This is a genomic window from Curtobacterium sp. MCBD17_023 (genome assembly GCF_003224415.1).
GTDB lineage: Bacteria > Actinomycetota > Actinomycetes > Actinomycetales > Microbacteriaceae > Curtobacterium.
In genome coordinates this window covers 307,787-330,599 of sequence record NZ_QKLJ01000003.1, presented here as the reverse complement: position 1 = coordinate 330,599, position 22,813 = coordinate 307,787, and the positions used below count along the sequence as shown (strand labels likewise).

General features: G+C 73.7%; 27 protein-coding genes. 15 read left to right on the top strand and 12 right to left on the bottom strand.

From position 1 onward, the window contains the following. The first annotated feature begins 12 nt into the window (after nt 1-12). The 3 genes from DEI84_RS06370 to DEI84_RS06360 are packed head-to-tail and all read left to right on the top strand — an operon-like array spanning nt 13 to nt 3,412. On the top strand, nt 13-1,299 hold the full coding sequence (locus DEI84_RS06370) for an alanine--glyoxylate aminotransferase family protein (protein WP_110890091.1): 1,287 nt from the start codon (nt 13-15) through the stop codon (nt 1,297-1,299). Continuing rightward, nucleotides 1,296-2,588 (top strand): allantoate amidohydrolase, encoded by a 1,293-nt coding sequence (locus tag DEI84_RS06365; protein ID WP_110890090.1) that lies wholly within the window; start codon nt 1,296-1,298, stop codon nt 2,586-2,588. Before DEI84_RS06370 ends, DEI84_RS06365 begins: the two co-directional genes overlap by 4 nt. Then, nucleotides 2,585-3,412, top strand: coding sequence for a MurR/RpiR family transcriptional regulator (locus tag DEI84_RS06360; protein ID WP_110890089.1), 828 nt, complete (start codon nt 2,585-2,587; stop codon nt 3,410-3,412). The genes DEI84_RS06365 and DEI84_RS06360 overlap by 4 nt, the downstream gene beginning before the upstream one ends. Here the strand turns inward: DEI84_RS06360 and DEI84_RS06355 are convergent. After that, on the bottom strand, nt 3,379-3,915 hold the full coding sequence (locus DEI84_RS06355) for an SRPBCC family protein (protein ID WP_110890088.1): 537 nt from the start codon (nt 3,913-3,915) through the stop codon (nt 3,379-3,381). The genes DEI84_RS06360 and DEI84_RS06355 overlap by 34 nt on opposite strands. 36 nt (nt 3,916-3,951) lie before the next feature. Here DEI84_RS06355 and DEI84_RS06350 point away from each other — a divergent pair, with 36 nt between their 5' ends. From DEI84_RS06350 to epsC, 4 genes are all read left to right on the top strand, one after another. Continuing rightward, complete coding sequence (locus DEI84_RS06350) at nt 3,952-4,995, top strand: YeiH family protein (protein ID WP_110890087.1); 1,044 nt, start codon at nt 3,952-3,954, stop codon at nt 4,993-4,995. Nucleotides 4,996-5,037: 42 nt separating this feature from the next. Further along, nucleotides 5,038-6,087, top strand: a complete 1,050-nt coding sequence (locus tag DEI84_RS06345; RefSeq protein ID WP_110890086.1) for a dipeptidase — start codon at nt 5,038-5,040, stop codon at nt 6,085-6,087. A 152-nt stretch (nt 6,088-6,239) separates the two neighbouring features. Beyond that, on the top strand, nt 6,240-7,178 hold the full coding sequence (gene cysK, locus DEI84_RS06340; protein WP_110890085.1) for a cysteine synthase A: 939 nt from the start codon (nt 6,240-6,242) through the stop codon (nt 7,176-7,178). Then, nucleotides 7,175-7,759, top strand: coding sequence for a serine O-acetyltransferase EpsC (epsC, locus tag DEI84_RS06335; RefSeq protein WP_258368414.1), 585 nt, complete (start codon nt 7,175-7,177; stop codon nt 7,757-7,759). Before cysK ends, epsC begins: the two co-directional genes overlap by 4 nt. Before the next feature lie 39 nt (nt 7,760-7,798). Here epsC and DEI84_RS06330 read toward each other — a convergent pair whose 3' ends face one another. Further along, the gene (locus DEI84_RS06330) at nt 7,799-8,098 is read right to left on the bottom strand and encodes an excalibur calcium-binding domain-containing protein (RefSeq protein ID WP_110824712.1); all 300 of its coding nucleotides are present in this window, start codon (nt 8,096-8,098) and stop codon (nt 7,799-7,801) included. A 167-nt stretch (nt 8,099-8,265) separates the two neighbouring features. Here DEI84_RS06330 and DEI84_RS06325 point away from each other — a divergent pair, with 167 nt between their 5' ends. Next, the gene (locus DEI84_RS06325) at nt 8,266-8,649 is read left to right on the top strand and encodes an MmcQ/YjbR family DNA-binding protein (protein WP_110890084.1); all 384 of its coding nucleotides are present in this window, start codon (nt 8,266-8,268) and stop codon (nt 8,647-8,649) included. A 15-nt stretch (nt 8,650-8,664) separates the two neighbouring features. Here DEI84_RS06325 and DEI84_RS06320 read toward each other — a convergent pair whose 3' ends face one another. Beyond that, nucleotides 8,665-9,300, bottom strand: coding sequence for an MOSC domain-containing protein (locus DEI84_RS06320; protein WP_110890083.1), 636 nt, complete (start codon nt 9,298-9,300; stop codon nt 8,665-8,667). A gap of 162 nt (nt 9,301-9,462) precedes the next feature. Between DEI84_RS06320 and DEI84_RS06315 the strand changes: the two genes are divergently transcribed. Genes DEI84_RS06315 through DEI84_RS06305 form a run of 3 tightly spaced genes read left to right on the top strand, consistent with a single transcriptional unit; the run spans nt 9,463 to nt 11,089 of the window. Then, nucleotides 9,463-10,029 carry an RNA polymerase sigma factor gene (locus DEI84_RS06315; protein ID WP_110824709.1) on the top strand — a complete coding sequence of 189 codons (567 nt, stop codon included), beginning with the start codon at nt 9,463-9,465 and terminating at the stop codon, nt 10,027-10,029. After that, a complete protein-coding gene (locus tag DEI84_RS06310; protein ID WP_146236318.1) occupies nt 10,026-10,721 on the top strand; it encodes a hypothetical protein in 696 nt (231 codons plus the stop codon). Before DEI84_RS06315 ends, DEI84_RS06310 begins: the two co-directional genes overlap by 4 nt. After that, nucleotides 10,718-11,089, top strand: coding sequence for a hypothetical protein (locus tag DEI84_RS06305; protein WP_110890081.1), 372 nt, complete (start codon nt 10,718-10,720; stop codon nt 11,087-11,089). Before DEI84_RS06310 ends, DEI84_RS06305 begins: the two co-directional genes overlap by 4 nt. A gap of 118 nt (nt 11,090-11,207) precedes the next feature. Here the strand turns inward: DEI84_RS06305 and DEI84_RS15615 are convergent, their stop codons facing one another. The 7 genes from DEI84_RS15615 to DEI84_RS06270 form a co-directional block, all read right to left on the bottom strand. Then, on the bottom strand, nt 11,208-12,083 hold the full coding sequence (locus DEI84_RS15615; protein WP_181420364.1) for a phospholipase: 876 nt from the start codon (nt 12,081-12,083) through the stop codon (nt 11,208-11,210). Nucleotides 12,084-12,441: 358 nt separating this feature from the next. Continuing rightward, nucleotides 12,442-12,897 (bottom strand): MarR family winged helix-turn-helix transcriptional regulator, encoded by a 456-nt coding sequence (locus DEI84_RS06295; RefSeq protein ID WP_110890080.1) that lies wholly within the window; start codon nt 12,895-12,897, stop codon nt 12,442-12,444. A gap of 187 nt (nt 12,898-13,084) precedes the next feature. Next, on the bottom strand, nt 13,085-13,735 hold the full coding sequence (locus DEI84_RS06290) for a GntR family transcriptional regulator (RefSeq protein ID WP_110890079.1): 651 nt from the start codon (nt 13,733-13,735) through the stop codon (nt 13,085-13,087). Between the two features lie 68 nt (nt 13,736-13,803). Further along, complete coding sequence (locus DEI84_RS06285; protein WP_110890078.1) at nt 13,804-14,259, bottom strand: DUF1810 domain-containing protein; 456 nt, start codon at nt 14,257-14,259, stop codon at nt 13,804-13,806. Next, entirely contained in the window at nt 14,256-15,080 is an 825-nt protein-coding gene (locus DEI84_RS06280) for a YqjF family protein (protein ID WP_110890077.1), read from the bottom strand. The genes DEI84_RS06285 and DEI84_RS06280 overlap by 4 nt, the downstream gene beginning before the upstream one ends. Further along, complete coding sequence (locus tag DEI84_RS06275; protein WP_110890076.1) at nt 15,077-15,478, bottom strand: hypothetical protein; 402 nt, start codon at nt 15,476-15,478, stop codon at nt 15,077-15,079. Before DEI84_RS06275 ends, DEI84_RS06280 begins: the two co-directional genes overlap by 4 nt. Nucleotides 15,479-15,576: 98 nt before the next feature. Continuing rightward, nucleotides 15,577-16,887 (bottom strand): phosphopantothenate--cysteine ligase family flavoprotein, encoded by a 1,311-nt coding sequence (locus tag DEI84_RS06270; RefSeq protein WP_110890192.1) that lies wholly within the window; start codon nt 16,885-16,887, stop codon nt 15,577-15,579. A 134-nt stretch (nt 16,888-17,021) separates the two neighbouring features. On the opposite strand from DEI84_RS06270, the gene DEI84_RS06265 reads away from it, so the two are divergent. Continuing rightward, complete coding sequence (locus tag DEI84_RS06265) at nt 17,022-17,810, top strand: NRDE family protein (RefSeq protein ID WP_110890075.1); 789 nt, start codon at nt 17,022-17,024, stop codon at nt 17,808-17,810. 96 nt (nt 17,811-17,906) lie between these two features. On the opposite strand, the gene DEI84_RS06260 is transcribed toward DEI84_RS06265, so the two are convergent. After that, nucleotides 17,907-18,824 (bottom strand): SDR family oxidoreductase, encoded by a 918-nt coding sequence (locus DEI84_RS06260; RefSeq protein ID WP_110890074.1) that lies wholly within the window; start codon nt 18,822-18,824, stop codon nt 17,907-17,909. A gap of 122 nt (nt 18,825-18,946) precedes the next feature. Here DEI84_RS06260 and DEI84_RS06255 point away from each other — a divergent pair, with 122 nt between their 5' ends. From DEI84_RS06255 to DEI84_RS06245, 3 genes are all read left to right on the top strand, one after another. Further along, the gene (locus tag DEI84_RS06255; RefSeq protein ID WP_110890073.1) at nt 18,947-20,056 is read left to right on the top strand and encodes an LLM class flavin-dependent oxidoreductase; all 1,110 of its coding nucleotides are present in this window, start codon (nt 18,947-18,949) and stop codon (nt 20,054-20,056) included. An 87-nt stretch (nt 20,057-20,143) separates the two neighbouring features. Beyond that, nucleotides 20,144-20,767, top strand: coding sequence for a hypothetical protein (locus DEI84_RS06250; protein WP_110824698.1), 624 nt, complete (start codon nt 20,144-20,146; stop codon nt 20,765-20,767). Nucleotides 20,768-20,938: 171 nt separating this feature from the next. Beyond that, entirely contained in the window at nt 20,939-21,430 is a 492-nt protein-coding gene (locus tag DEI84_RS06245) for a pyridoxamine 5'-phosphate oxidase family protein (protein ID WP_110890072.1), read from the top strand. Between the two features lie 57 nt (nt 21,431-21,487). Here DEI84_RS06245 and DEI84_RS06240 read toward each other — a convergent pair whose 3' ends face one another. Continuing rightward, entirely contained in the window at nt 21,488-22,729 is a 1,242-nt protein-coding gene (locus DEI84_RS06240) for a hypothetical protein (RefSeq protein WP_110890071.1), read from the bottom strand. Between the last annotated feature and the right edge of the window lie 84 nt (nt 22,730-22,813).

Here is a 22,813-nt window from a genome sequence, read left to right as displayed (position 1 = left end):
GAAGGTACGAACATGCATCCCGTCAACCCGCCGACACGGCTCCTCATGGGGCCCGGGCCGATCACCGCCGACCCCCGCGTGCTCCGCGCCCTGTCCACAGCGCTCGTCGGCCAGTACGACCCGTGGATGACCGAGACCATGAACCGGACGCAGGAGCTGTACCGGCAGGTCCTCGGCACGCGGAACGACGCCACCGTCCTGGTCGACGGCACCTCGCGCGCCGGCATCGAAGCCGCCCTCGTCTCCCTCCTCGCCCCGGGCGACGCGGTGCTCGTGCCGGTGTTCGGACGGTTCGGGCACCTGCTCGCCGAGATCGCCGGACGAGCCGGTGCCACCGTGCACACGATCGAGACCGAGTGGGGGCAGGTGTTCCCGACCTCGGTCATCGAGGACGCGATCGCCCGTGTCCGTCCGAAGGTGCTGGCGATCGTGCAGGGCGACACCTCGACGACGATGAACCAGCCGCTCGACGAACTCGGCGCGATCTGTGCCCGGTACGGCGTGCTCTACTACACCGACGTCACGGCCTCGGTCGGCGGCAACCCGCTCGAGGTGGACGCGTGGGGCATCGACGCGGTCAGCGCGGGCCTGCAGAAGTGCCTCGGCGGTCCGTCCGGCAGCGCGCCGCTGTCGCTTTCCCCGGCCGCGGTCGCCGTGCTGGACGCCCGTCGGAGCATCGAGGCCGGCATCCGCGAGCCCGGCGACGACGTCTCCGACGACCCGATCCGGTCGAACTACCTCGACCTCGCGATGATCCTCGACTACTGGGGTCCCCGGCGCCTCAACCACCACACCGAGGCGGCGTCGATGCTCTACGCCGCGAACGAGTGCGCCCGCATCCTGCTCGAGGAGGGCCGCGACGCCGTCGTCGAGCGGCACGCGCTCGCCGGGCGGGCGATGCTCGAGGGCGTCCGCGGACTCGGCCTGACGATCTTCGGCGACGTCGGCCACAAGATGCACAACGTCGTCGCGGTGGAGATCCCGGACACGGTCAGCGGGGACGCCGTCCGCGCCGCGATGCTCGAGGACCACGGCATCGAGATCGGCACCTCGTTCGGACCCCTGCACGGGCGCGTCTGGCGGATCGGGACGATGGGCTACAACGCCCGGAAGGACACCGTCGTGACGACGCTCGCCGCCCTCGAACAGTGCCTGCGGCGCGGCGGGGCGGCCGTTCCGCAGGGCGGCGGCGTCGACGCCGCGCTCGACGTGTACGCGGCAGCGGCCGACAGCGCACCCGCGGCCGTGCCCCCGATCCCGGACGCAGCGACGTTCGTCCCCGCCGGAGCGCCCGCGTGAGCGCCGTCGTGCAGGTGCCGCTGGCGAGCGATCGAGCGCGGGCCGCGGCGGACACCATCATCGCCCGCTGTGACGAGCTCGCGGACGTCACCGAGACGCCCGGGCGGATCACCCGCGTGTACCTGTCGCCCGAGCACGCCCGGGCGAACGAGACCGTCGGGGCCTGGATGCGGGACGTCGGGCTGCGCACCTGGCAGGACGCCGCCGGCAACCTGCACGGACGCGCCGCGGGGGCGACACCGGACGCGCCGGTGCTCCTGCTCGGCTCCCACCTGGACACCGTCGTGGACGCCGGTCGCTACGACGGCGTCGTCGGGGTCCTCATGGCCGTCGAGGTCGTCGCCCGCCTGGTCCAGGACCACGGGGCGCTGCCGTTCGCCCTCGAGGTGATCGCGTTCTCCGACGAGGAGGGAACCCGGTTCGGCAAGGCGCTGCTCGGGTCCTCCGCGGTCGCCGGCGTCTGGGACGAGGCGTGGTGGGACCTGCAGGACGCGCACGGCACCACCCTCCGGTCCGCCTTCGAGTCGTTCGGCCTCGACCCCGGCCGGATCGCCGAGGCCGCGGTCGCACCGGCGTCCCTCGTCGGGTACCTCGAGGCGCACATCGAGCAGGGACCGTACCTGGAGCAGGCCGACCAGGCGCTCGGTGTCGTGACGAGCATCGCGAGCGCCCGGCGCTTCACGGTGGAGGCGGTCGGGGAGGCCCGGCACGCCGGCGGGACGCCCTACGAACGACGCCACGACGCACTGCTCGCCGCCGCCGAGGCAGCACTCGCCGTCGAACGGATCTGCCGTACCGAGCAGCACATCGGCACGGTCGGCACCATGACGGTGGAACCCGGGGCCGTCAACGTCGTCCCGGGCCTGGCGACCTTCGCGGTCGACCTGCGCGGCGAGTTCGACGACGGACGGGACCGCGTGTGGGACGCCGTCGCCGACGCCTTCCGCGAGATCGGGGAGCGCCGCGGGGTCGACGTGACACCGACCGAGGTGCACCGTGCCCCCGCGGTGTTCTGCGCGCCGCGGCTCATGGACGCCGTCCGGGCCGGCATCGTCGCGACCGGCGAACCCGCACCGCTCGAACTGTTCTCGCGTGCCGGACACGACGCGATGTCCCTCGGCCTCGTCACCGACGTCGCGATGCTGTTCCTCCGCAACCCGGACGGCATCAGCCACCACCCGGACGAGTTCGTCTCCGCGGCGGACGTCGCCCTCGGCCTCGACGCGCTCGCCACGGCGGTCGAACGGCTCGCTGACGAGCACCTCCTCGCCGACGGAGCGGACGCGTGACCGTCCCGGACGTCCGCGGGCGGATCGACCGGGTGTGGGAGCGCCTCTCGCCCGCGGAGCGCCGGGTCGCCGCGATGATCCGACACGACCCGGAACTGCTGCTCGTCGGTACCTCGGCGCAACTCGCCGCGGAGTCCGGGACCTCGAAGGCGACGGTCTCGCGGCTCGTCCGGTCCCTGGGCTTCCAGGACGCCGCCGAGGTCCGGCAGAACCTGATGTCCGCCCGCGGCACCGGGTTGCCCTGGGCCGCTGAGGACGCCGCCCACGTGGACCAGCGCGCGGTGGAGGCGCGGAACCTCGACGCCGCCTTCGCCTCGCTCGCCCGGGCCGACCGTCCCCGGCTCGCCCGCCGCGTGATGCGCGCCCGCCGGGTCCTGGTGGTCGGCGAGCGCGGTGCGTACCCGATCGCCCTGCAACTGCGCGCGCAGCTCGCGCAGGTCCGTCCGGACGTCCGCATCGGTCCCTCGCCGGGGCAACGTCTCGGCGAGGAGGTCGCGGACCTCGACCGCCGGGACCTCGTGTTCATCGTCACCGTGCGACGGCACGCGGCCGGGGTCGACCGCGTGGTGCGGCACTGCGTCGGGACGGGCGCCGACGTCGTCGTCCTCGGCGACCCGACCGCGGCGCTCATCGCGGCACCGGCGGCCACCGCGGTCCTGTGCCCGGTCGACTCGCCGTCGGCCTTCGACTCCATGGCGGCCCTGTTCGCCGTGGTCGCGGCGATCACGAACGACGTCTACGAAGCGTCCGGACCAGCCGGACGGACGCGGGTCGAAGCCGTCGCGGACGCCTACGACACGCTCGGCGAACTCGCCGGGTCCTGAGGGCCGCGCTCCTGTGCCTCCCGCGGCTCCTGCGTCTGCCGGGACTCCCGTCCGGCTCGGAGCTCCGCCACGAGGGAGCGGTTCCGCTCGACGATGAGCGCCCGGAGGTACCGGCGCAGCACGAGCCCCTCGGCGATCGTCCCGAGCGGCCCGAAGGGGGCACGGAACGCGATCTCGTCCACCATCCGGGTCCCGTCCGCCGTGCGCTCGAACCGGTGCTCGTGCCGGAACCGGGCGAACGGCCCACGCACCTGTTCGTCGACGAACCGGTGCGGCGCCTCCAGGACGGTGACCTCGTTCGTCATCCGCCAGACGATGCCGAGGTGACGCGCGCGCCACGTGACCGACTCACCGAGCCCGATCACGCCGCTCGTCCGTCCGGCGACCGCCTGCTCCCCGCTCGCGGCCATCGACCGCAGGTGCGCGCCGATGTCGAGCGAGAGCGCGAAAGCGCGCTCCGGCGGCACCGGCAGGTCGGTCACGATCCGGAAGACAGCGCTCACGCGACGATCCTGCCGTACGGGCGGCAGGATGGTCACGTGACCGAAGCCGCCGTGCGCCCGCTGGACCGAGCCGGGAGGCTCCTGCCCGGACTCGCACTCGCCACCGGCATCGCCTTGGTCGCCACCGTGATCGGGCGCTTCCTGCCCGTCGTCGGCGCTCCGGTCAGCGGCGTCCTCATCGGGGTCGTCATCGGGACGATCCGTCGTCCGGGCGCGGTGTTCCGGCCGGGCATCTCGACCGCGAGCAAGACCGTCCTGCAGTGCTCGGTGGTGCTCCTCGGCGCCCAGCTGTCCCTGCTGCAGGTCGCGCGCGTCGGGGTGGCGTCGTTGCCGGTGATGCTCGGCACCCTCGTCGTCTGCCTGCTCGCAGCGTGGGGCATCGGTCGCGCGCTGGGCGTCGTCGGCAACCTGCGGACGCTGATCGGGGTCGGGACGGGGATCTGCGGCGCCTCCGCGATCGCCGCGGTGTCCCCGGTGATCGCCGCGGTGTCGATCGAGGTGGCGTACGCCGTGTCGACGATCTTCCTGTTCAACGTGGCCGCGGTCGTCGTCTTCCCCGTGGTGGGGCACGCGCTCGGGATGAGCCAGCACGCGTTCGGTCTGTTCGCGGGAACCGCGGTGAACGACACCTCGTCGGTCGTCGCCGCGGCGAGCACCTACGGGGCGGGCGCTGCGGACTCCGCGGTCGTCGTGAAGCTCGTCCGCACCCTGATGATCATCCCGGTCGTGCTCGGGTTGGCCTGGTTCGTCGGGCGTCGTTCGGACCCCACGACGGCCCCGATGACCACGCCGCCGCGCTGGTCGCCGCGTCGGGTGACCCGCCTCGTGCCCTGGTTCCTCATCGGCTTCGTGCTGGCCGCCGCGGTGAACTCCACCGGTCTCGTCCCCGGTCCGGCGCACCCGGTGATCGCCGCGGTCGCCGCGTTCCTCATCACCGTCGCGCTCAGCGCCATCGGGCTCTCCACCGACCTGGCCGGGTTCCGCCGGGCCGGGTTCCGCCCGCTGCTGCTCGGCGGCGCCCTGTGGGTCGTGGTGTCCCTGTCCAGCCTCGGCCTGCAGGCCCTCACCGGCAGCCTCTGACCCGCCGCCGAGCTGCCGCTGACCTGGCGCTACGGTCGGGGGATGGACCTCGACGCCCTCGCCTTCCCCGTCATCGACGGACACAACGACCTGCCGTGGGAACGCCGCGACACGCACGCATCCGGTCTGGACGGCATCGACTCCGAGACCGACTCCCTCCACACCGACCTGCCGAAGCTCCGGGCCGGTGGGGTCGTCGGACAGTTCTGGTCGGTCTACGTACCCGTCGAGGAGCCGGACCCGGTCCGGACGACCCTCCAGCAGATCGACCTCGTGCACCGCATGGTGGACCGGTACCAGGACGACCTGGCGCTCGCCCGCACGGCGGACGAGGTCCGCGCCGCCGTCGCCTCCGGCCGCATCGCCTCGCTCCTCGGCGCGGAGGGCGGCCACTCCATCGGGGACGACCTCGCGGTCCTCCGCGACTTCGCCCGGCTCGGCGTCCGCTACATGACCCTGACGCACACCGAGGACACTCCGTGGGCCGACTCGGCCACGGGAGCGCGGGCGCACGACGGACTGACCGATCGCGGACGAGAGGTCGTCGCCGAGATGGAACACATCGGGATGCTCGTCGACCTGTCGCACACCGCCCCCGCCACGATGCGGGACGCCCTCGACGTCGCCACACGACCGGTCGTGTTCAGCCACTCGTCGACCGTCGCGGTCGCCGACCACCCGCGGAACGTCCCCGACGACGTGCTCGCCCGCCTCGCGGACAACGGCGGCGTGGTCATGGTGACGTTCGTGCCGGCGTTCGTCTCGCGGGCGTGGGCGGACTGGGAGGAGAGCGGGTCGGTCGGGGAGCCGCCGCACGTGACCGTGGCTGACGTCGCCGACCACGTCGAGCACGCTCGGGACGTGGCAGGAGCCGCGCACATCGGGCTCGGTGGCGACTACGACGGCACCCCGGTGCTGCCGCCGGACCTGCGGGACGTGTCCCGGTACCCGGTGCTGGCCGAGGAGCTGCGCCGCCGCGGTTGGGGCGACGCGGACCTCCGGGCACTCGCCGGCGGCAACGTCCTGCGGGTACTCGAGGCCACGGATGAGCGCTTCGCGCGGACGGCGCACCTCGCGGTCGCTCCGCGCTGACGGACGGGAGGCGCGGGTCGTCGGTACGCTCGGCACCGCTCCGCGCAGCGTGCCGTCACGGAACAGGGCCGCCCTGGGTGCGGTCGCTAGGATCGCGAGCGCACCGCGCCTCCACGGGAGGGGCTGCGGCAACCGACGTGAGGACGGAACCGATGAGCGGCACCATCTACGACGACATCACCCAGGCCTTCGGCAACACCCCGCTCGTGCGGCTGAACCGTCTGCCGCAGGAGGGTGGGGCCGAGGTCCTCGCCAAGCTCGAGTTCTACAACCCCGGTGCGAGCGTCAAGGACCGTCTGGGTGTCGCGATCATCGACGCCGCCGAGGAGTCCGGCGAGCTGAAGCCCGGCGGCACGATCGTCGAGGGTTCGTCGGGCAACACCGGCATCGCCCTCGCCCTCGTCGGTGCGGCCCGCGGGTACAAGGTCGTCATCACGATGCCCGAGACCATGAGCGTCGAGCGCCGGGCCGTGATGCGCGCGTACGGAGCGGAGATCGTCCTGACCCCGGGCTCCGAGGGCATGAAGGGCGCCGTCGAACGCGCCGGTCAGATCGTCGACGAGACCCCGGGCGCGATCCTCGCCCACCAGTTCGAGACGACCGCGAACGCGGCGATCCACCGCCGGACCACGGCGCAGGAGATCCTCCGCGACACCGAGGAGCACGTCGACGTGTTCGTCGCGGGTGTCGGGACCGGCGGCACCATCACCGGTGTCGGGCAGGTCCTCAAGGAGCGCGTCCCCGGTGTGCAGGTCATCGCCGTCGAACCGGCCGACTCGCCCCTCCTGACCAAGGGCACGGCCGGGCCGCACAAGATCGCCGGCATCGGGGCGAACTTCGTCCCCGAGGTGCTCGACCGTTCGGTGATCGACGAGGTCATCGACGTCGAGCTCGACGACGCCCTGCGGGTCGCCCGCGCGCTGGCCACGGAGGAGGGCATCCTGTCCGGCATCTCCTCGGGTGCCATCATCCACGCAGCCCTGCAGGTCGCGGCGCGGCCGGAGAACGCCGGCAAGCGCGTCGTCGCGATCGTCTGCGACACGGGGGAGCGCTACCTGTCGACGGTGCTCTTCGAGGGGCTCTCTGCGTGACGACGGCCCCCCGCCGCGGCGTGCTGCGGACGGTCCGGGAGGACCTCGCCGCAGCACGCCGCGGTGACCCCGCCGCGCGCGGGGACCTCGAGAACGCAATCGTCTACTCGGGCCTGCACGCCGTCTGGTCGCACCGCGTCGCGCACCGGTTGTGGCACGCGCGCGGCCTGCCCGGCTCCCGCACCGTGGCGCGCATCCTGGCGCAGGCCACCCGGACCCTGACGGGGATCGAGATCCACCCGGGTGCACGGATCGGACGGCGGTTCTTCATCGACCACGGCATCGGCGTGGTGATCGGGGAGACGGCCGTGATCGGTGACGACGTCCTCGTCTTCCACGGCGTGACGCTCGGGGGTCGAGGCGGAGGTCCGGGGCCGGGTTCCAAGCGCCACCCGACGGTGGGCGACCGGGTCGTCCTGGGGGCGGGCTCCGCCGTCATCGGCGGGATCACGGTCGGCGACGACTCGGTCGTCGGAGCCGGCACGGTCGTCACGAAGGACGTGCCGCCCGGCTCCGTCGTCACCGGCGTCGCCGGGACGGCCCGGCCACGTTCCGGTCACGAGGGCGTGCCGGAACTCTGAACCGTCCCGCCCGGCCGGCCCCGGTGCGCGTCGGAGCGGTCAGCTCTTCTCGCAGGCGATCCCGTCGGCGTCGCGGTCCATCTTCTTGTTCGCGTTGTAGAGCGCGTCGTCCTTCTTCACGGTGCCCTTGAGTGCGCGGTACGACGTCTTCCCGGCGGAGGTCACCTTGTTCTTCGTGACCGACTTCTTCGCGATGCCGCCCGAGTACACCTTGTGGACGGCGGTGCAGTTCGCGTAGGTCTTCGGGGCCGCGGAGGCGCTGGTCGCGGTGCCGACGACGCCGCCGACGGTGAGCGCGAGCGCGAGGGCGGTGACGCCGAGGGTGCGGGTGGTCTTCATGGCGGTTCCTCCGGAGCGATGACCGGCGTCGGGTACGCAGGCAGGACGAGGGTACTGCGAATCGATGAGGCATCTTCACCCCCCGATCGAGGCATGCACCGACCCGGCCTCGACACCGCGACCCGTTCCGTCCCGTCGGTGTCCCTGGTCCCCGTCATCATGGGTGCATGGAAGGCAGCACCCTGCAGTCGGTCGCCGCACGGACGGCGATGGCCCTCCCGGCAGTGACCGAGACGCAGCCCTTCGGCGAGGGCACGGACGTCTACAAGGTCGTCGAGAAGATGTTCGTGATGACGACCGAACTCCGCGGCGTCGCGATCGTCACCCTCAAGTGCGCGCCGCCGCACGGCGCCGCGCTGGTGCGGGACCTCGCCGAGGTCACGCCGGGCTGGCACATGGACAAGCGCCACTGGATCACGCTCTCCCCGGGACCCGGACTCGACGAGGCGTTCGTCGAGGACCTCGTCGCGAACGCGTGGGACCTCGTCGTCGCAGGCCTGCCCCGTGCCCGTCGTCCACTCGACCCGACCCGCGGTGCTCAGCAGCCCTGACCCGGCCGTCCCCGGTCAGACGGCGGCGCGCCGGAGCGCGAGCTGGGCCTCCCGGACGACCTTCGGAGCGAGCCCGTCACCCGAGGCGAGTACGGCAGCTGCCTGGTCCGCGCTGAGTCCGGCGAACATCTGCCCGATCGTGACGCCGTGCTCGGGGCGCGCCAGCACCGTCACGGTGTCGCCCGCGGCCACGGGGCCGGAGCGCTTGACGCGGAAGTACGCACCGGGGCGGCCCTCCTCCGCGAAGCGCTTGACCCACTTGTCGACCCCCATCCGCCGGGCGAAGGTGCCGCACGGGGTCCGCGGGATCGTCGCCTCGAGTTCCAGGACCTCGCCGATCCGCCACCGCTCGCCGATGACGAGGCCGGTGACGTCGATGCCGGAGGTGCGCAGGTTCTCGCCGAAGAGCCCGGGCGGGATCGGTCTGTCGAGCTGTCCGGCGAAGTACGCGGCGTCCTCGTCGGCGTACACGTAGACGGCCTGGTCCTCACCGCCGTGGTGCTTCCGGTCCGCCTGCACGTCGGCGTGCAGGCCGAGGGGACGGACGCGGACCGGACCCGGCACCGGTCGCTTGTCGATCGCGGTGATGCCGATCGTGCCGGAGTCCCGGAGCAGCTGGTCGACGCGGCAGACGGCGGTGACGACGGACATGGGGACAGCCTGCCGTACGTCGGCCCGGGCGCGCACCCGTGCGCATCGGGCACGCCGGATCCGGTGTGACGATCCGGCGCCGGCGTCCGTCTCATCGGTGTCCGAGCGCTCCGGACCGCCGACACGCGGGCCGTTCGCAACCGCTCCCAGTAAAAGGAAACTGTGCAGCCGCAGCAACACCGGACGGATCTCGTCGACCTCGACGACGAGGTGCTCGCCGACCGTGCCACCGACGGTGACGTCCGGGCGTTCGAGGTCCTCATCCGACGACACACGCCGCTGCTCCGGGCCTACGCGCGACGCACGCTCGGGTCGACGGACGAGCTCGACGACGTGGTCCAGGAGACCTTCATCACCGCCTGGAACCGACTCGACGGGCTCGAGGACCGCCGGCGGGTCAAGGCCTGGCTGATGCGCATCCTCAGCCGGAAGTGCCTGGACCGCATCCGGTCGCGCCGGGACCACGACGACGTCACCGAACTCGAGGTCGCTGCACCGTCCGACGCGGCCCCCGAGCGGGTCGCCGAGGCGCACTCCCGCGAGGACGCCGTCGACCGCGCTCTCAGCGCACTGCCCGTCGACCAACGCCGGTGCTGGGTGATGAAGGAGGTCCTCGAGTACCGCTACGAGGACATCGCCGAGGAGCTCGGCCTGCCGACGTCGACCGTCCGCGGGATCCTGTCCCGCGCCCGGAAGAACATGATCCGACTCATGGAGGGATGGCGATGACCGCCGCACCCGAACCGACCGCCGCGTCCGGACCGGACGGTGCGCCCGGACCGGACGGCGCGCCCGTGCCGGACGAGCCCGGCCTCGCGACCCTCGAGCCCGAGGACCTGGACGGGCACACGATCGACGAGCTCTCCGACTACCTCGACGCCGGGATGCAGCCGGCGGACCCCACCATCGACGACAGCCCCGCGTGCCAGAACGCCCTCGCCGCCATCCTGCGGGTGCGACACGCCTCGCTCGCGTCGCTCGACCAGGCGGCCGAGGCCGAGCCGCCCGCCGACGAATCCTGGATCGGCGGCGTCCTGGCGAACATCTCGCTCGAGGTCCGCGCCGGACGGGACATCCCGCTGCGCGCCGCGGCCCCGACCGAGCGCCCAGTCCTGACCGAGGGTGCCGTCCGGTCACTCGTCCGTCGTGCCGGCGACGAGGTCCCCGGCGTGGTCGTCTCCCGCTGTCTGCTCGACGGTGACGTGACGGCGCTCGCGGCACCAGTGCGGGTCTCGGTGGAGATCGCCGTGGTCGCCGGCCACCGGCTCGTCCCGACCGCGGACGCCGTGCGGCTGGCCGTCGAGGAGGCACTCGCCACGCAGACCGACCTGACCGTGGTCGCGGTGGACGTCGTCGTCCGTGACCTCATCACACCCCGGACGACGGACGAGCGGACCACGGACGAGGAGACCTCGCGATGACCGACCAGACCACCACCGGCGGCGACGTCACCGACGAGACCGCCACACCCTGGACCGCGGAGACGCTCCTAACGGTCGAGGCCGCCGTGCTCGCCGTCCCCGGCGTCACCGACCTCTACCGGCCGCGGCCGACCATCGGCAGCGCCGTCGCGGCCGTCCGGCGCCTCGCCCCCGGCGCTGCCGGTGCGGGCCCGGCCGGTGCGCGCGTCGGCGTCGACGGTCCGGTGCTCCACCTGGTCATCGGGACGGACGGGAGCGCGCCGGCCCCCGCCGTCGCACATGCCGTCCACGACGCCGCGCTCGCGGCCGCGTCCGCCGCAGGTCGGACACCGACCCGCATCGACGTGCGGGTCGCGCGCATCGGCTGACGGTCGTCCTCGGCCCGGGCTGCGCCGGACGGGAGGCCCGACACCGGCCCGTCGCGTCGCTCGCTCGCCACCCGGTCGGCCCGGGTCGTCTGGCGGTCGCGTCAGCGGGCTGCCCGGTTCAGTACCAGTTGACCGCCTGCGAGTGCGACCACGCGCTGCACGGGGTGCCGTAGGAGGCGTCGATGTAGCGCAGGCCCCAGGTGATCTGGGTGCTGGCGTTCGTCTGCCAGTCGGCGGCGACCGAGGCCATCTTCGAGCCGGGGAGCGCCTGCGGGATGCCGGTCGCGCCGCCGTCCGGGTTGACGGCCTGGTAGTCCCAGCCGGACTCCTTCGTCCACAGGCTGTCGAGGCACTGGAACTGGTCCGCGCCCCAGCCGTACTCGGACGCCGCCATCGACGCCGCCACGGTCTTCGCCCCGGCGGGGGTGTTCGCGCGGGCCTGCGCTTCGGCGGCAGCCCGTTCCGCCGCGGCACGAGCGGCGGCTGCCTCCGCCGCGGCCGCCCGGTCGGCAGCCCGCTGCGCTGCCGCCTGCCGGTCGGCGGCGTCCTGCGCGTCCTGGTCGGCGCTCGCCTGAGCGACCTCCTGCGTGGTGTCGACGGTCGCGGCGATGCGTTCGGTCAGCGCCGAGCCGGACAGCGAACGGATGTCCGCCAGCGATGCGATGTGCTGCTCGAGCTCGGCGGTGTCGGTCTCGTCGTTGGCGTCCTGCACGACGGTGCGGGCGGTCGCGACCGTCGCTGCGGCCTGGGCCCGGCCGAGGTCGGTGCCGCTCAGGCCGGAGGTCGCGGAGGCGCTGGGCACGCCGAGCGCGTCGCCGAGTGCGGGCTGCGTCACGGTGAGGGCGCCGCCGGCGATCGCGACGACCGCGGCCCCGCCGGCGAGGAGGACGCCGTGCTTGCGCAGGGTCCGACGCATGCGACGGGAGGGGGTGTCGAGGGCGGCACGGCGGGTGCCGGGTGCCGGGGCACCGGTGCGGGGAGTGGTTCGCGTCATGGTTTCCGGGGATCGGCCGGCTCGTGGTGCGGGTCCTCGGTGGACGGCTGTCCGGACGGGTGCGCGGGTCGGGCGCACGCCGGACACCGGTGCGGCCGAGCGTCGGGGACGGTCGGGCGCACCGGGGAGACGACAGGGGTGGGGGCCCTGCCGTCCGCGTCGTCGCGTGGACCCGCGAGCCGGGGGAGGAGCGGACGGTGGTGTGGGGCCCGTCCGTTCCGCCGCGGCGCGGTGACGCTCAGGTCACCCGCGGGGCGAAGCCGCCACGATGACCCGTGATCCTGGACGTGTCGTCAGCACCTGCGCACCGGAGACCGGCCGGAGGCCCGGTAACGGTTCGGTAACGAGGCGCGAGCGCTCAGGAGGACCCGGCCGCCCGGGCGGTCGGACTCTGGGCGACGCGCTCCAGTGCGTCGAGGGCGCGGGCGATCGCGTCGACGTCGTCGGGGGACAGTTCCGCGATGAGGCCGGCGACGATGCCGGTGCGCTCCGAACGGGCCGCGTCGACGGCGTCCACGCCGGCGGGTGTCGCACTCACCATGAAGGCCCGGCCGTCGCGCGGATCGGCGTCGCGCTCGATGAAGCCGCGCTGCTCGAGCTCGGTCAGGATGCGGGTCATCGTCGGCTTGGTGACGACCTCGATCCGCGACAAGTCGCCGGGGCGGAGGGGGCCGTGCTGCACGATGGAGGCGAGTGCCGACACGATGCCGTAGCCGAGTGACGCGGAGTCGGTGCGCGCCCGCCGGTTGATCCGACCGACCGCCGCGGCGAGTCGTGCGGCGACCTCGGTGCGGTCCGGGTCGAGGTCGGTCATGGCTGCTCCGCAGGGATCGGTCGGGTGGTGAGCACGATCGTAGCGGTCGCCGGGGCGGTGCAGATCGGGGGACACGAGCGTGACCGCCGGGATCGGCGGGACCGTGTCCGGTGACGAGGCCAGGCCCTGCTCCCGGTCGGCCCGCCCCGACCCTGTGTGGACGTTCAGGGAATCGACGGCGACGGGGTCACCGCTTCTCGCCCGGGAGGAGGTGGATGGCCTCGGTGGCGAGCTCCGCGGCGACGTTGTCCCCGTCGGCCGTGGCCGTCCGGAGCCGCCGGAAGTCCTCGGTCATCCGGTCCCAGTCGACGAGCCGGTCGAGGTCCGGCAACCGCAGCCGGAAGGCCAGGCCGTCCATCGTGTCGCGGCAGACACGCTGCAGGTCCGCGTTGCCGCACTCGTCGACGTACAGCGCGAAGACCCCGAGGGCGCCACGGTTCACCGCCGGGACGTCGTGTGCCTCGAGCTCGGTGACGGTCGTGTCGAGCGCCGACAGGATCCGCTTCCGCGCGGCCACCGACAGACGCGGCACGGCCAGCCGGACGACGCCGCCGAACAGCACGCCGAGCGTCTGCATGGCCTCGACGACCTGCGCCGGGTCCGGGGTCGTCACGCGCGTGTACCGGTTCGGTGCCATCTCGATGAGCCCTGCCCGGGCGAGCTGGCTGAGGGCCTCGCGGATGGGGGTCCGGGAGACGCCGAGCCAGGCGATGAGCTCCTCGTCGTTCAGGCGCTCCCCGGGCTCGAGGGTCCCGTCCATGATCGCCTCGTGGATCTTCTGCCGGACGGTGTCGCGGAGCAGCTTGTGCTCGGTCGGGGCGGTGCTGGGGATCGGCATGCGAGGACCTTCCGGATCGGGGGCGGGGGCCTCCTCACCGTACCTGATGTGCTACCGGCAGGATGTGGTCAGCCCAGGTCGAGCAGGCGCAGCGTCGCGGGGTCCTCGTGGCCGTCGAACCACCGCTCCAGGACGGCCCGGAACGGTGCCGGGTCGTCGGCGGCACGGGCGAACAGGGTCATCGACGACCGGGCCTTCACGGCGTCGATGCCGCCGAACAGGTCCTCGGCCGAGTCCGCCGGCGCGTCGACGGCCGCGGCCGCGGCGTCGAGCAGTCGCGGTCCGAGCACCGGGTGTGCGAGGACCGCCCGGGCTTCCGGCAGGCCGGTCACCGCGTAGTGGCGGGCGGTCGAGCTCCGACCGAGGCCGGCGACCTGCGGGAACACGAACCACATCCAGTGCGACCGTTTCCGCCCGGACCGGAGCTCGGCGAGCGCGGTCTCGTGCACGCCGTGTTGGGCCGTCACGAAGCGGTCGAGGTCGAACGGGTCGTCGCCGTCCGACCCGTCGTGCACGGTGCTCATCGGACGACGTCCCCCCAGGCGTAGCGGACAGTGGTGCCGTCGACGACGAGCACGGAGTCGGGAGCCCGGTCGAACAGGCCCGGCAGGCCGACCGCGTCGGGCAGGTCGCCCTCGAGCCGTTCGAGTCGGGCGGACCGCACGGTGAGCGGCGGGTGCTGGCGCTGCCAGAACAGGGTCTGCGCGAGCAGCCGTGCGTGGATGCCGGCACGGGTGGTCAGCTCGGCGGCCAACGGTGAGCGGTCGACCTCGCCGGCGACGGCGCGCACCGAGGCGGCGTGCCGGACGGTGGACGGGCCTGGCGTCCGGCGGGCCGCGCGGGCCAGGCGGACCGCACGGATCGGGTGCCGCACGCGCCCGGGGTGCCGGACGGACCGGTGGCCGACGGTCTCGCCGCGGCGACGGGAGCGTGCCCAAGCGAACGTGTACGGCACGCCGAGCAGCGCGTGGGCGGCGACGATGGCGGGGACGTTCGGCGTGTCCACGGTCAGGTACGCGATCCCGCGGCGGCCGGCGTCGTCGACCGTGAGGACCTCGATCGTGACCTCGGTCATCCTGCCGAGGCGGGTGGACGGCGGGAACGGTGGGACCTGCGTCTCACGGAACACGTAGGCGACGAGCCCGACCCAGGCGCTGCCGTCGACGACGTCCGGACGGGTGCCGCGCGGGACCAGCCGTGCGAGCGTCTCGGGTTCGCAGCGCCAGTGCGCGAACACGATGTCGTCCCAGGCGTGGACCGTGACCGGTCGGTGCAGCAACGCGACGGAGGCCCGGGACCGCGGTGCACCCCGTCCCGGCGCCGGCGTGGGCGCGGCCTCGCTCATCGGCGTGGGGCGTGTCGGGCCACCCGCACGGCCCACGCGACGAGCGGGGCCTGCAGGGGCAGACGGAGGACGGCGACCAGGCGTGCGGTCCGGCTGGACCGGGGGCTGTCGAGCAGGTCCCCGGCCATCTTGAGGTTCGCGGGGAAGACGGCGAGGAAGAGCGCCGCAGCGGCCCACCCGGCACCGCGTCGGGTCGCCGGGACGAGGAGCCCGGCGGCGATGCCGAGCTCGGCGACGCCGGACGCGAGGGTGGTCGTCCGTGGCGGGAGGGCGTCCGGCACGATGCGGTCGTACCCGCGGGGCCGGAGGAAGTGCGTCACGCCCGCACCGCCGAGGATGAGGGCGAGGACACCGGCGGTCCTCGTCGCACGTCGTGCACGTCTGGTCCGCCGTCGCATCGCTCCATCGTGCCCGTCGTGCCCCGGCGCACGCCCAGGTCGGTCCGGGGTCGGCATCGCGGGTCGGGAGGCGCGCGTGCCCCGGACGGCGGCACCACTCAGGTCAGCGCGGTCGCGACCAGGTCGAGGACGGCCGTGGCGACGTCGGCCTTCGACCCGGAGGTCTCGCGGACGACCTCGCCGCCGGGCACCAGGACCTCGATCGCGTTCTCCTCGCGCTCGAAGCCGTGCGACCAGCCGACGTGGTTGACGACGAGCAGGTCGGCCGGCTTCCGGGCGATCTTCGCGCGCCCGAGCTCGATGCGCGCCTCGCGGTCGGGTTCGGTCTCCGCGGCGAAGCCCACGATGACCTGCCCGACCCGCCGGGCGGCGACGAGTTCGGCCAGGACGTCCGGGTTCTTCACGAGTTCGAGCGTCATCCGGTCGCCCTGCTGCTCCTTCTTGAGCTTCGACTCGAGCACCTCGGCCGGCCGGTAGTCGGCGACCGCCGCGGTCATCACGACGACGTCGGCTGCGGGCGCGGCGGCGTGCACGGCAGCGGCGAGCTCCTGCGCCGACCCGACGCGCACGACCTCGACGGGCAGGTCCGCGGTGAGCCCGGGGTCGGTGTTCGCGGCGACGAGGGTCACGTCCGCGCCCCGGCGCGCGGCCTCCGCGGCGAGCGCGATGCCCTGCCGGCCGCTCGACCGGTTGCCGACGAACCGCACCGGGTCGAGCGGTTCGCGGGTCCCGCCCGCGCTGACCACCACGCGGACGCCGGCCAGGTCGCCCTGCTCGCCGCGGGCGCCGGTGTGGAGGCTCGGTGCCGCTCCGGCCATCTCGGCACCCCCGTGCGCGTCCCCGCTGTCCGTCCCGTCGAGCACGGCGAGTGCGGCCCGCACGATGTCCTCCGGTTCGGACATCCGGCCGATGCCGGCGTCGTCGCCGGTCAGGGCGCCGACGACGGGACCGACGACGTGCACGCCACGGGCGCGGAGTGTCGCGAGGTTCGCCCTGGTGGCCGGGTGCTCCCACATCTGCGGGTGCATCGCGGGGGCGACGACGACGGGTGCCTCGGTCGCGAGCAGGGTCGTGCCGAGCAGGTCGCCGGCCAGGCCCGCGGCCATCTTCGCGAGGCTGTCCGCGGTGGCGGGGGCGATCACGACGAGGTCGGCGCGACGGCCGAGTGCGACGTGCCGCACCTCGGCGACGTCGTCCCAGACGCTCGTGGAGACGGGGTTGCGGCTGAGCGCCTCCAGGGTCGGCAGCCCGACGAACCGCAGCGCGCCCTCGGTCGGGACGACGTGCACGTCGTGGCCGCGCTTCACGAGGTCGCGGACGACGCCGACGGCCTTGTAGGCGGCGATCCCGCCGGTGATGCCGACGACGACGGTGCGGGGACGGACGGTCTGCGGGGCTGCCTCGTTCACGGCGCTCACGCTACCCGCCGAGCGGACGCGTGCGGCCGTCGCACGGGCGACCGGCGGGGGAACGTGCGAGCAGCGACCCCGGAGAGCGCCGGCGGTGGCGGGGAACACCGACGCCGGGTGGCAGGATCACCGTCATGTGCACCGTCGTCGTCCGTGTCGATCCCGCCGCGGCCTGGCCCGTGACCATGCTCGCGCTGCGGGACGAGTCGCCGAACCGGCCGTGGGACCCGCCGGCGGCGTGGTGGCCGGACCGCGATCCCGGGGTCCGGGGCGTCCGCGACCAGCAGGCCGGGGGTGCGTGGCTGGCCGCGTCGGACCGTGCCGGGCTCGCGGTCGTGCTCAACCGGTGGGAGGACACCCCGGGAGTCGACGGGTCCTGGACGACCCGTGGCACGCTGCCGCTCGACGCCGTGGTCGACGGCGTCCTGCCGGGCGCGGCCGGCACCGCGCCGACGAGCCGGGCCTTCAACCTCGTGCGCGCGACGGCCGACGGGGCCGAGGTCGTCACCTGGGACGGGGCGGCCGTCCGCACGACCGTGCTCGGGCCCGGCGTGCACATGGTCACGCACGGCGAGCCGGACGACCCGGCGGCGCCCCGGATCGGCCGGTGGCTCGCCGCGTTCCGCGCCGCGCCGGCGCCGACGGGTCCGCCCGCTCGGGACCCCTCCGACGAGGTGGACCGCACGGGGCCGGCTGCCGACGAGGACGGCTGGGGTCCGTGGTTCGACGTGCTCGACGGGTCGACCGTCCTGCCAGCCGACGACCCGGACGCGATCCTGCGGGACACGGTCGAACCCGAGGGGCACTTCGCGACCCTGTCGATCGTCGCCGCGGCGGTCGGACCGGAGCGGACGGTGCTGCGTCACACCCGGCTCGCACAGCCGGGGGTCCTGCACGGGCCGCTGACGCACGACCACGCGTAGTTGACCGTCCTCGGAGGGCTCAGGACGGGCCTCCCGGCGGGGGGCGGTTGGTGCGGTGTCCGCCGGGAGGCCCGTCCCGGGTCCCGCGCGCCGGCGTCAGTCCGGCAGTCGGGTCCCGGTGAGGTCCTCGGCGACCGCCCAGAGCGAGCGCGCGAGGTCGACGCCCCGTGCCGAGCGCGGGATCGGTGCGAGCGTCGTCGGCCCGGTGAGGCCGAGCGGCCCGGCCGGTCCGTAGTAGGCGCCGGACACCGCACCCGGTCCCACGGCGGCGTAGAGGAGCGGCTCAGACCCCTGCTCGACGCCCTGCGTCCAGGGGAACGCCCGGTCGCTCGCGTGGACGGGGCGGTCGCGGCCCAGGGAGCGGCCCGCCGCCTGCAGGTTCGTCCGCGTGAAGCCGGGGTGCGCGAGCGTCGAGCTGAGGCCCCACTCCCGCGTGATCGCGACCTGGTGCAGGTGCAGCCCGAGGAGCAGGTCGGCGAGCTTCGACTGCGCGTAGGCGAGCCACGGCTGGTAGCCGCGCTGCCACTGCAGGTCGTCGAAGTGGATCTTCCCCGGCACCGCGGCGATGCTCGACATGGTCGTCACGTGGGGCGCCTCGGCGCGGAGGAGCGTCGGCAGGAGCAGGTTCGTCAGGGCGAAGGGGCCGAGGAAGTTGGTCCCGAACTGCAGCTCGAACCCGTCGACGGTCTCGAAGCGCTCCCGCGGGGCCATCACGCCGGCGTTGTTGACGAGGACGTCGAGCGGTCGGTCGTCGGCGATGACGCCGTCGGCGAAGCGGTGCACGCTCGACAGGTCGGCGAGGTCGAGCTCCCGGACCTCGAGGTCGGCGTCCGGGTGCTCACGACGGATCTCCGCGGCGGCGTCCTCGCCCTTGGACGGGGTGCGGACCGCGAGCACGACGCTCGCGCCGGCCCCGGCGAGCCGGCGGGCGGCCTCCTTGCCGGTGCCGCTGTTGGACCCGGTGACGACGATGCGTCGGCCGGTCTGGTCGGGGAGGGTCGAGGACTGCACCATGGGGTGGACCGTACACAGCGGCGCTGTGCCCGGCTCGCCCGCGGCAGGGGGTGCGGTCGGCGGCCGATCGTGCTAGTTTTCATGCGTTCGCATTGATCGACTGCGAGATCCGGGAGGGTCCCATGAGCAACGCCTTCGGCACGGACCGACCCTCGGACGTCCCGCCGCCCGCACCCGATCGGGTCGGCCCGGTGCAGCTCGGCCTCGACACGTTCGGCGACGTCACCGACGGTCCTGCCGGCAGCCCCCTCACCCACGCGCAGACGCTGCGGAACCTACTCGACGAGGCCGTCCTCGCCGACCAGGTGGGCATCGACTTCATCGGCGTCGGCGAGCACCACCGCGCCGACTACTCCGTGAGCGCCCCCGAGGTCGTCCTCGCAGCGATCGCCGCCCGGACCGAGCGCATCCACCTCGGTTCCGCCGTGACCGTGCTGTCCTCCGACGACCCGGTCCGCGTGTACGAGCGCTTCGCCACCGTCGACGCGATCTCCAACGGGCGCGCCGAGGTCGTCCTGGGCCGCGGGTCCTTCACCGAGTCCTTCCCGCTGTTCGGCTTCGACCTGCAGGACTACGAGGTGCTCTTCGAGGAGAAGCTGCAGCTCTGGAGCGCCCTCCGTGGCGGCGACACCGTCACGTGGCAGGGCACGAAGCGCGCCTCGCTCGTCGAGCAGGACGTCTTCCCGAAGCTCGAGCACGGCCCCATCCCGACCTGGATCGGCGTCGGCGGGTCCCCGCAGTCGGTCATCCGCGCCGCGTCCTACGGCATGCCGCTGTTCCTCGCGATCATCGGGGGGCAGCCGGCGCAGTTCGCCCCGTACGCCCGGCTCTACCGCCAGGCGCTCGACCAGCTCGAGCTCCCGCAGCAGCCGATCGCGATGCACTCGCCCGGGTTCGTCGCCGAGACCGACGAGGAGGCCGCCGAGCGCTACTGGCCGTTCGACAAGGCCGTCACCGACCAGCTCGGTCGTGAGCGTGGCTGGCCGCCCCTCGACCAGGTGGGTTACCGCGCCGGGCTGTCCGCGGGCGGGTCGCTGTACGTCGGGTCGCCGGAGACCGTCGCGCGCAAGATCGCGCGGAACATGCGCATCCTCGGCGTCACCCGGTTCGACATGCGGTACGCGACCGGTCGCCTGCCGCACGAGGACATGATGCGGTCGATCGAGCTGTACGGCACGCGGGTCGCGCCGCGCGTCCGCGAGCTGCTCGCGGAGCCGGTCCCCGTCCCCTGATCCACCACCGGACGGGCTGACCCGTCGCCGGACGGGCTGACCGGTCCGCCCGGCGGTTCCCGGGCTGCTCCGCGTACCGTCTGCCGCATGTCGCCGAGCAACGAGACCACCGAACGACGGTTCCGCGGACGGATCCTCGGCGCCGGGAGCACCTCCGGCGTCCGGTTCGTCGTCGGCATGTGGGAGTCGTCCCCGTTCGGCGCGTTCACCGACGTGTTCGTCGAGCTGCCCGACGGGTCGAGCGTGCTCCTCGCGCCCGACGAGATCGTCGCCGCCTACGTCTCCGGCACCTACCGGTTCGACGCGGTGTCGGTCGTGGACATCAGCGCCCGACGCACCGCGCGCGGACTCGAACTCGACGCCGGGCCCCTCGTCGCCTCGGTCGACGTCGGCACGATCTCCCCGCTCGGTCGGGTGCTCCGCATCGTCCCGAAGCGCATCGCCCGCGACCCGCGGTGGCTCACCGTGATCGACCCCGTCGCGAAGCTCGTCGCTCCCGGAGCGGGCACCGCCGGCACCGCGGGGGGCGGCCGCCGCGAGTACTACGGCGTCACCGGGGCGCACGACGTGGTCGGTGTCCGTGGCACCTGGGCGGGGGAGCCCCTCGGGGAGCTCGCGCCCCTGGACCCGCCGGTGCGGTTCGGCTTCGCGTCGCTGCCGCGGATCCCGCAGGTGGTCGACGTCGAGACGACCATCCGCGAGCGCGCCTGACCGCTGCCGTCCGCGCCGACGCGGCCGGAGCGGCGTCGCGGGGGTGGGACGGGCCTCCCGGCAGATGTCCCTCGCGCATCCCGAGCCGATCGGGGCAGACTGGAGGGAACGGTTCGCGTCACGGAGCCGGCCTCGTGCCGGCAGTCGGGGCGCACGACGCAAAGGAGCATCATGACCGACACCCAGACCGACCACCGCGCCGCCATCTCCGACATCGTCCACGGAGCACGGACGGCACTGCTCACGACCGTCAGCGAGGACGGCCAGCTGCACGCCCGACCCCTCGCCGTGCAGGACAAGTCCTTCCACGGGACGCTGCGGTTCCTCGTGCAGGACGGCAGCGAGAAGGTCGAGGACATCGCCCGGAACCCGCACGTCAACGTCGCCATCGAGTCGCAGGGCGGGTACCTCTCCATCGCCGGCACGGCGACCGTCACCGAGTACCGCGCGGTGGTCGACGAACTCTGGTCGCCGTTCGCCGAGGCGTGGTTCCCGGACGGGCGCGACGACCCGTCGATCCGGCTGCTCACGGTGCAGGGCGTCTCGGTCGAGTACTGGACGCAGGACGCCGGTCCGGTCGGGGGTCTCGTGCAGACCCTCAAGGCCGCGATCGGGCACCAGTCCCAGCCGGACGTCGGCAGTCACGGCACGCTCGAGGTCTGACGCACGTCGCCGCCCGGGTCGTGTCCGACACGAGCCCGGGCGTCGGCGACGGTCCCGTCAGGGCGGGCCGAGCAGCCAGAGGAGCGCGACGAACACCGGCTGCAGCACCAGGGCGCCGGCCACCAGCGTCCACCGCAGTCCCGGCTTCGCAACCAGCTCCGGCGACCCCATCAGCGGCGCGAGGGGCATGAGCAGCCGGGGCGTGGACGCCATCGGCAGCGACACCGCGAAGACGTACAGCGCGTACCCCGCGGCGAACATCACCGTGGTGGTCCCGAGCTGCCGGGTGGAGCGGCGCGACAACCACAGCGGGTAGAGGACGAGCAGGAGCACGACGAGGAGCACGCCGCCGACGCCGAGCCACTTCGCGGTGGTGAGGAACCACGGCGACAGCGGCACGAAGTGCACCCGGCCGATGAAGTTCACCCACCAGGACATCTCGGTCGCGAGGTACGCGTCCGGACGACCGGTCGCCCAGGCCGCGATGACCGGCCACGCCGATCCCGCCGCCGCCATGACGAGCCCGGCGACGACGACCTTGACCCGCTCCGCGACCGGGAACCCGTCGAGCGACCGGGCGCCCGTCCGCCGCGCCGCGAAGTACCGGAGGAGCGCGAGCACACCGAGCGTCAGCGGGATGGCGAGCGCACCGGGACGGGTGAACGCGGCGACGACCCCGAGGACGGTGAGCAGCCCGTACCGCCGTCGTTCCATCGCCAGCAGCGCCCCGAAGGTCAGCGCCAGGAAGGCGGTCTCGGCGTACCCGACCTGCAGCAGGAACGACAGCGGACCGCACGTGAAGAAGAAGACCGCCCACAGTGCCGCGGTCGCACCGGCGTGCTCCTGGACGAGGCGGTGCAGCAGGAACGTCGCGACGAGGCCGGCGACGATCGCGACGGTCGGGGCGCCGATGGTGAACGGCAGACCGGTCGACACGGTGAGGAGCCGGATGGTGAACGGGAACGCGGGCAGGAACGCCCAGGCGTTCTGTGCGACGTGTCCGGTGGCGTCGATCGGCAGGACCGAGGGGTACCCGTGCAGCGAGATCGCCTCGTAGTACTGCCCGTCCCACGACGTCAGGAACGCCGTGAACCCGTGGTCGTTGCCCCAGATGGCGTTGTCCGGCTGCACGCGCGAGACGAGCGGGTAGACGACCATCAGCCACATCGTGGAGACGAGGCGCCCGACGGTCCAGAGCAGCAGGACCGCCGACCACGCCGGCAGGCTGACGACCGTGTCGACCACGCGGCGACGACCCGCGGCGACCGAGCCGGTGAGGACCCCGTCCAGGCGGCTCATGCGCGCGGTCCGCAGAGGTCGGGGTGGGCAGACGGCACGACTCCACGGTAGTCGTCACTCGCTGGGGAGGGGGGACACCTCGCG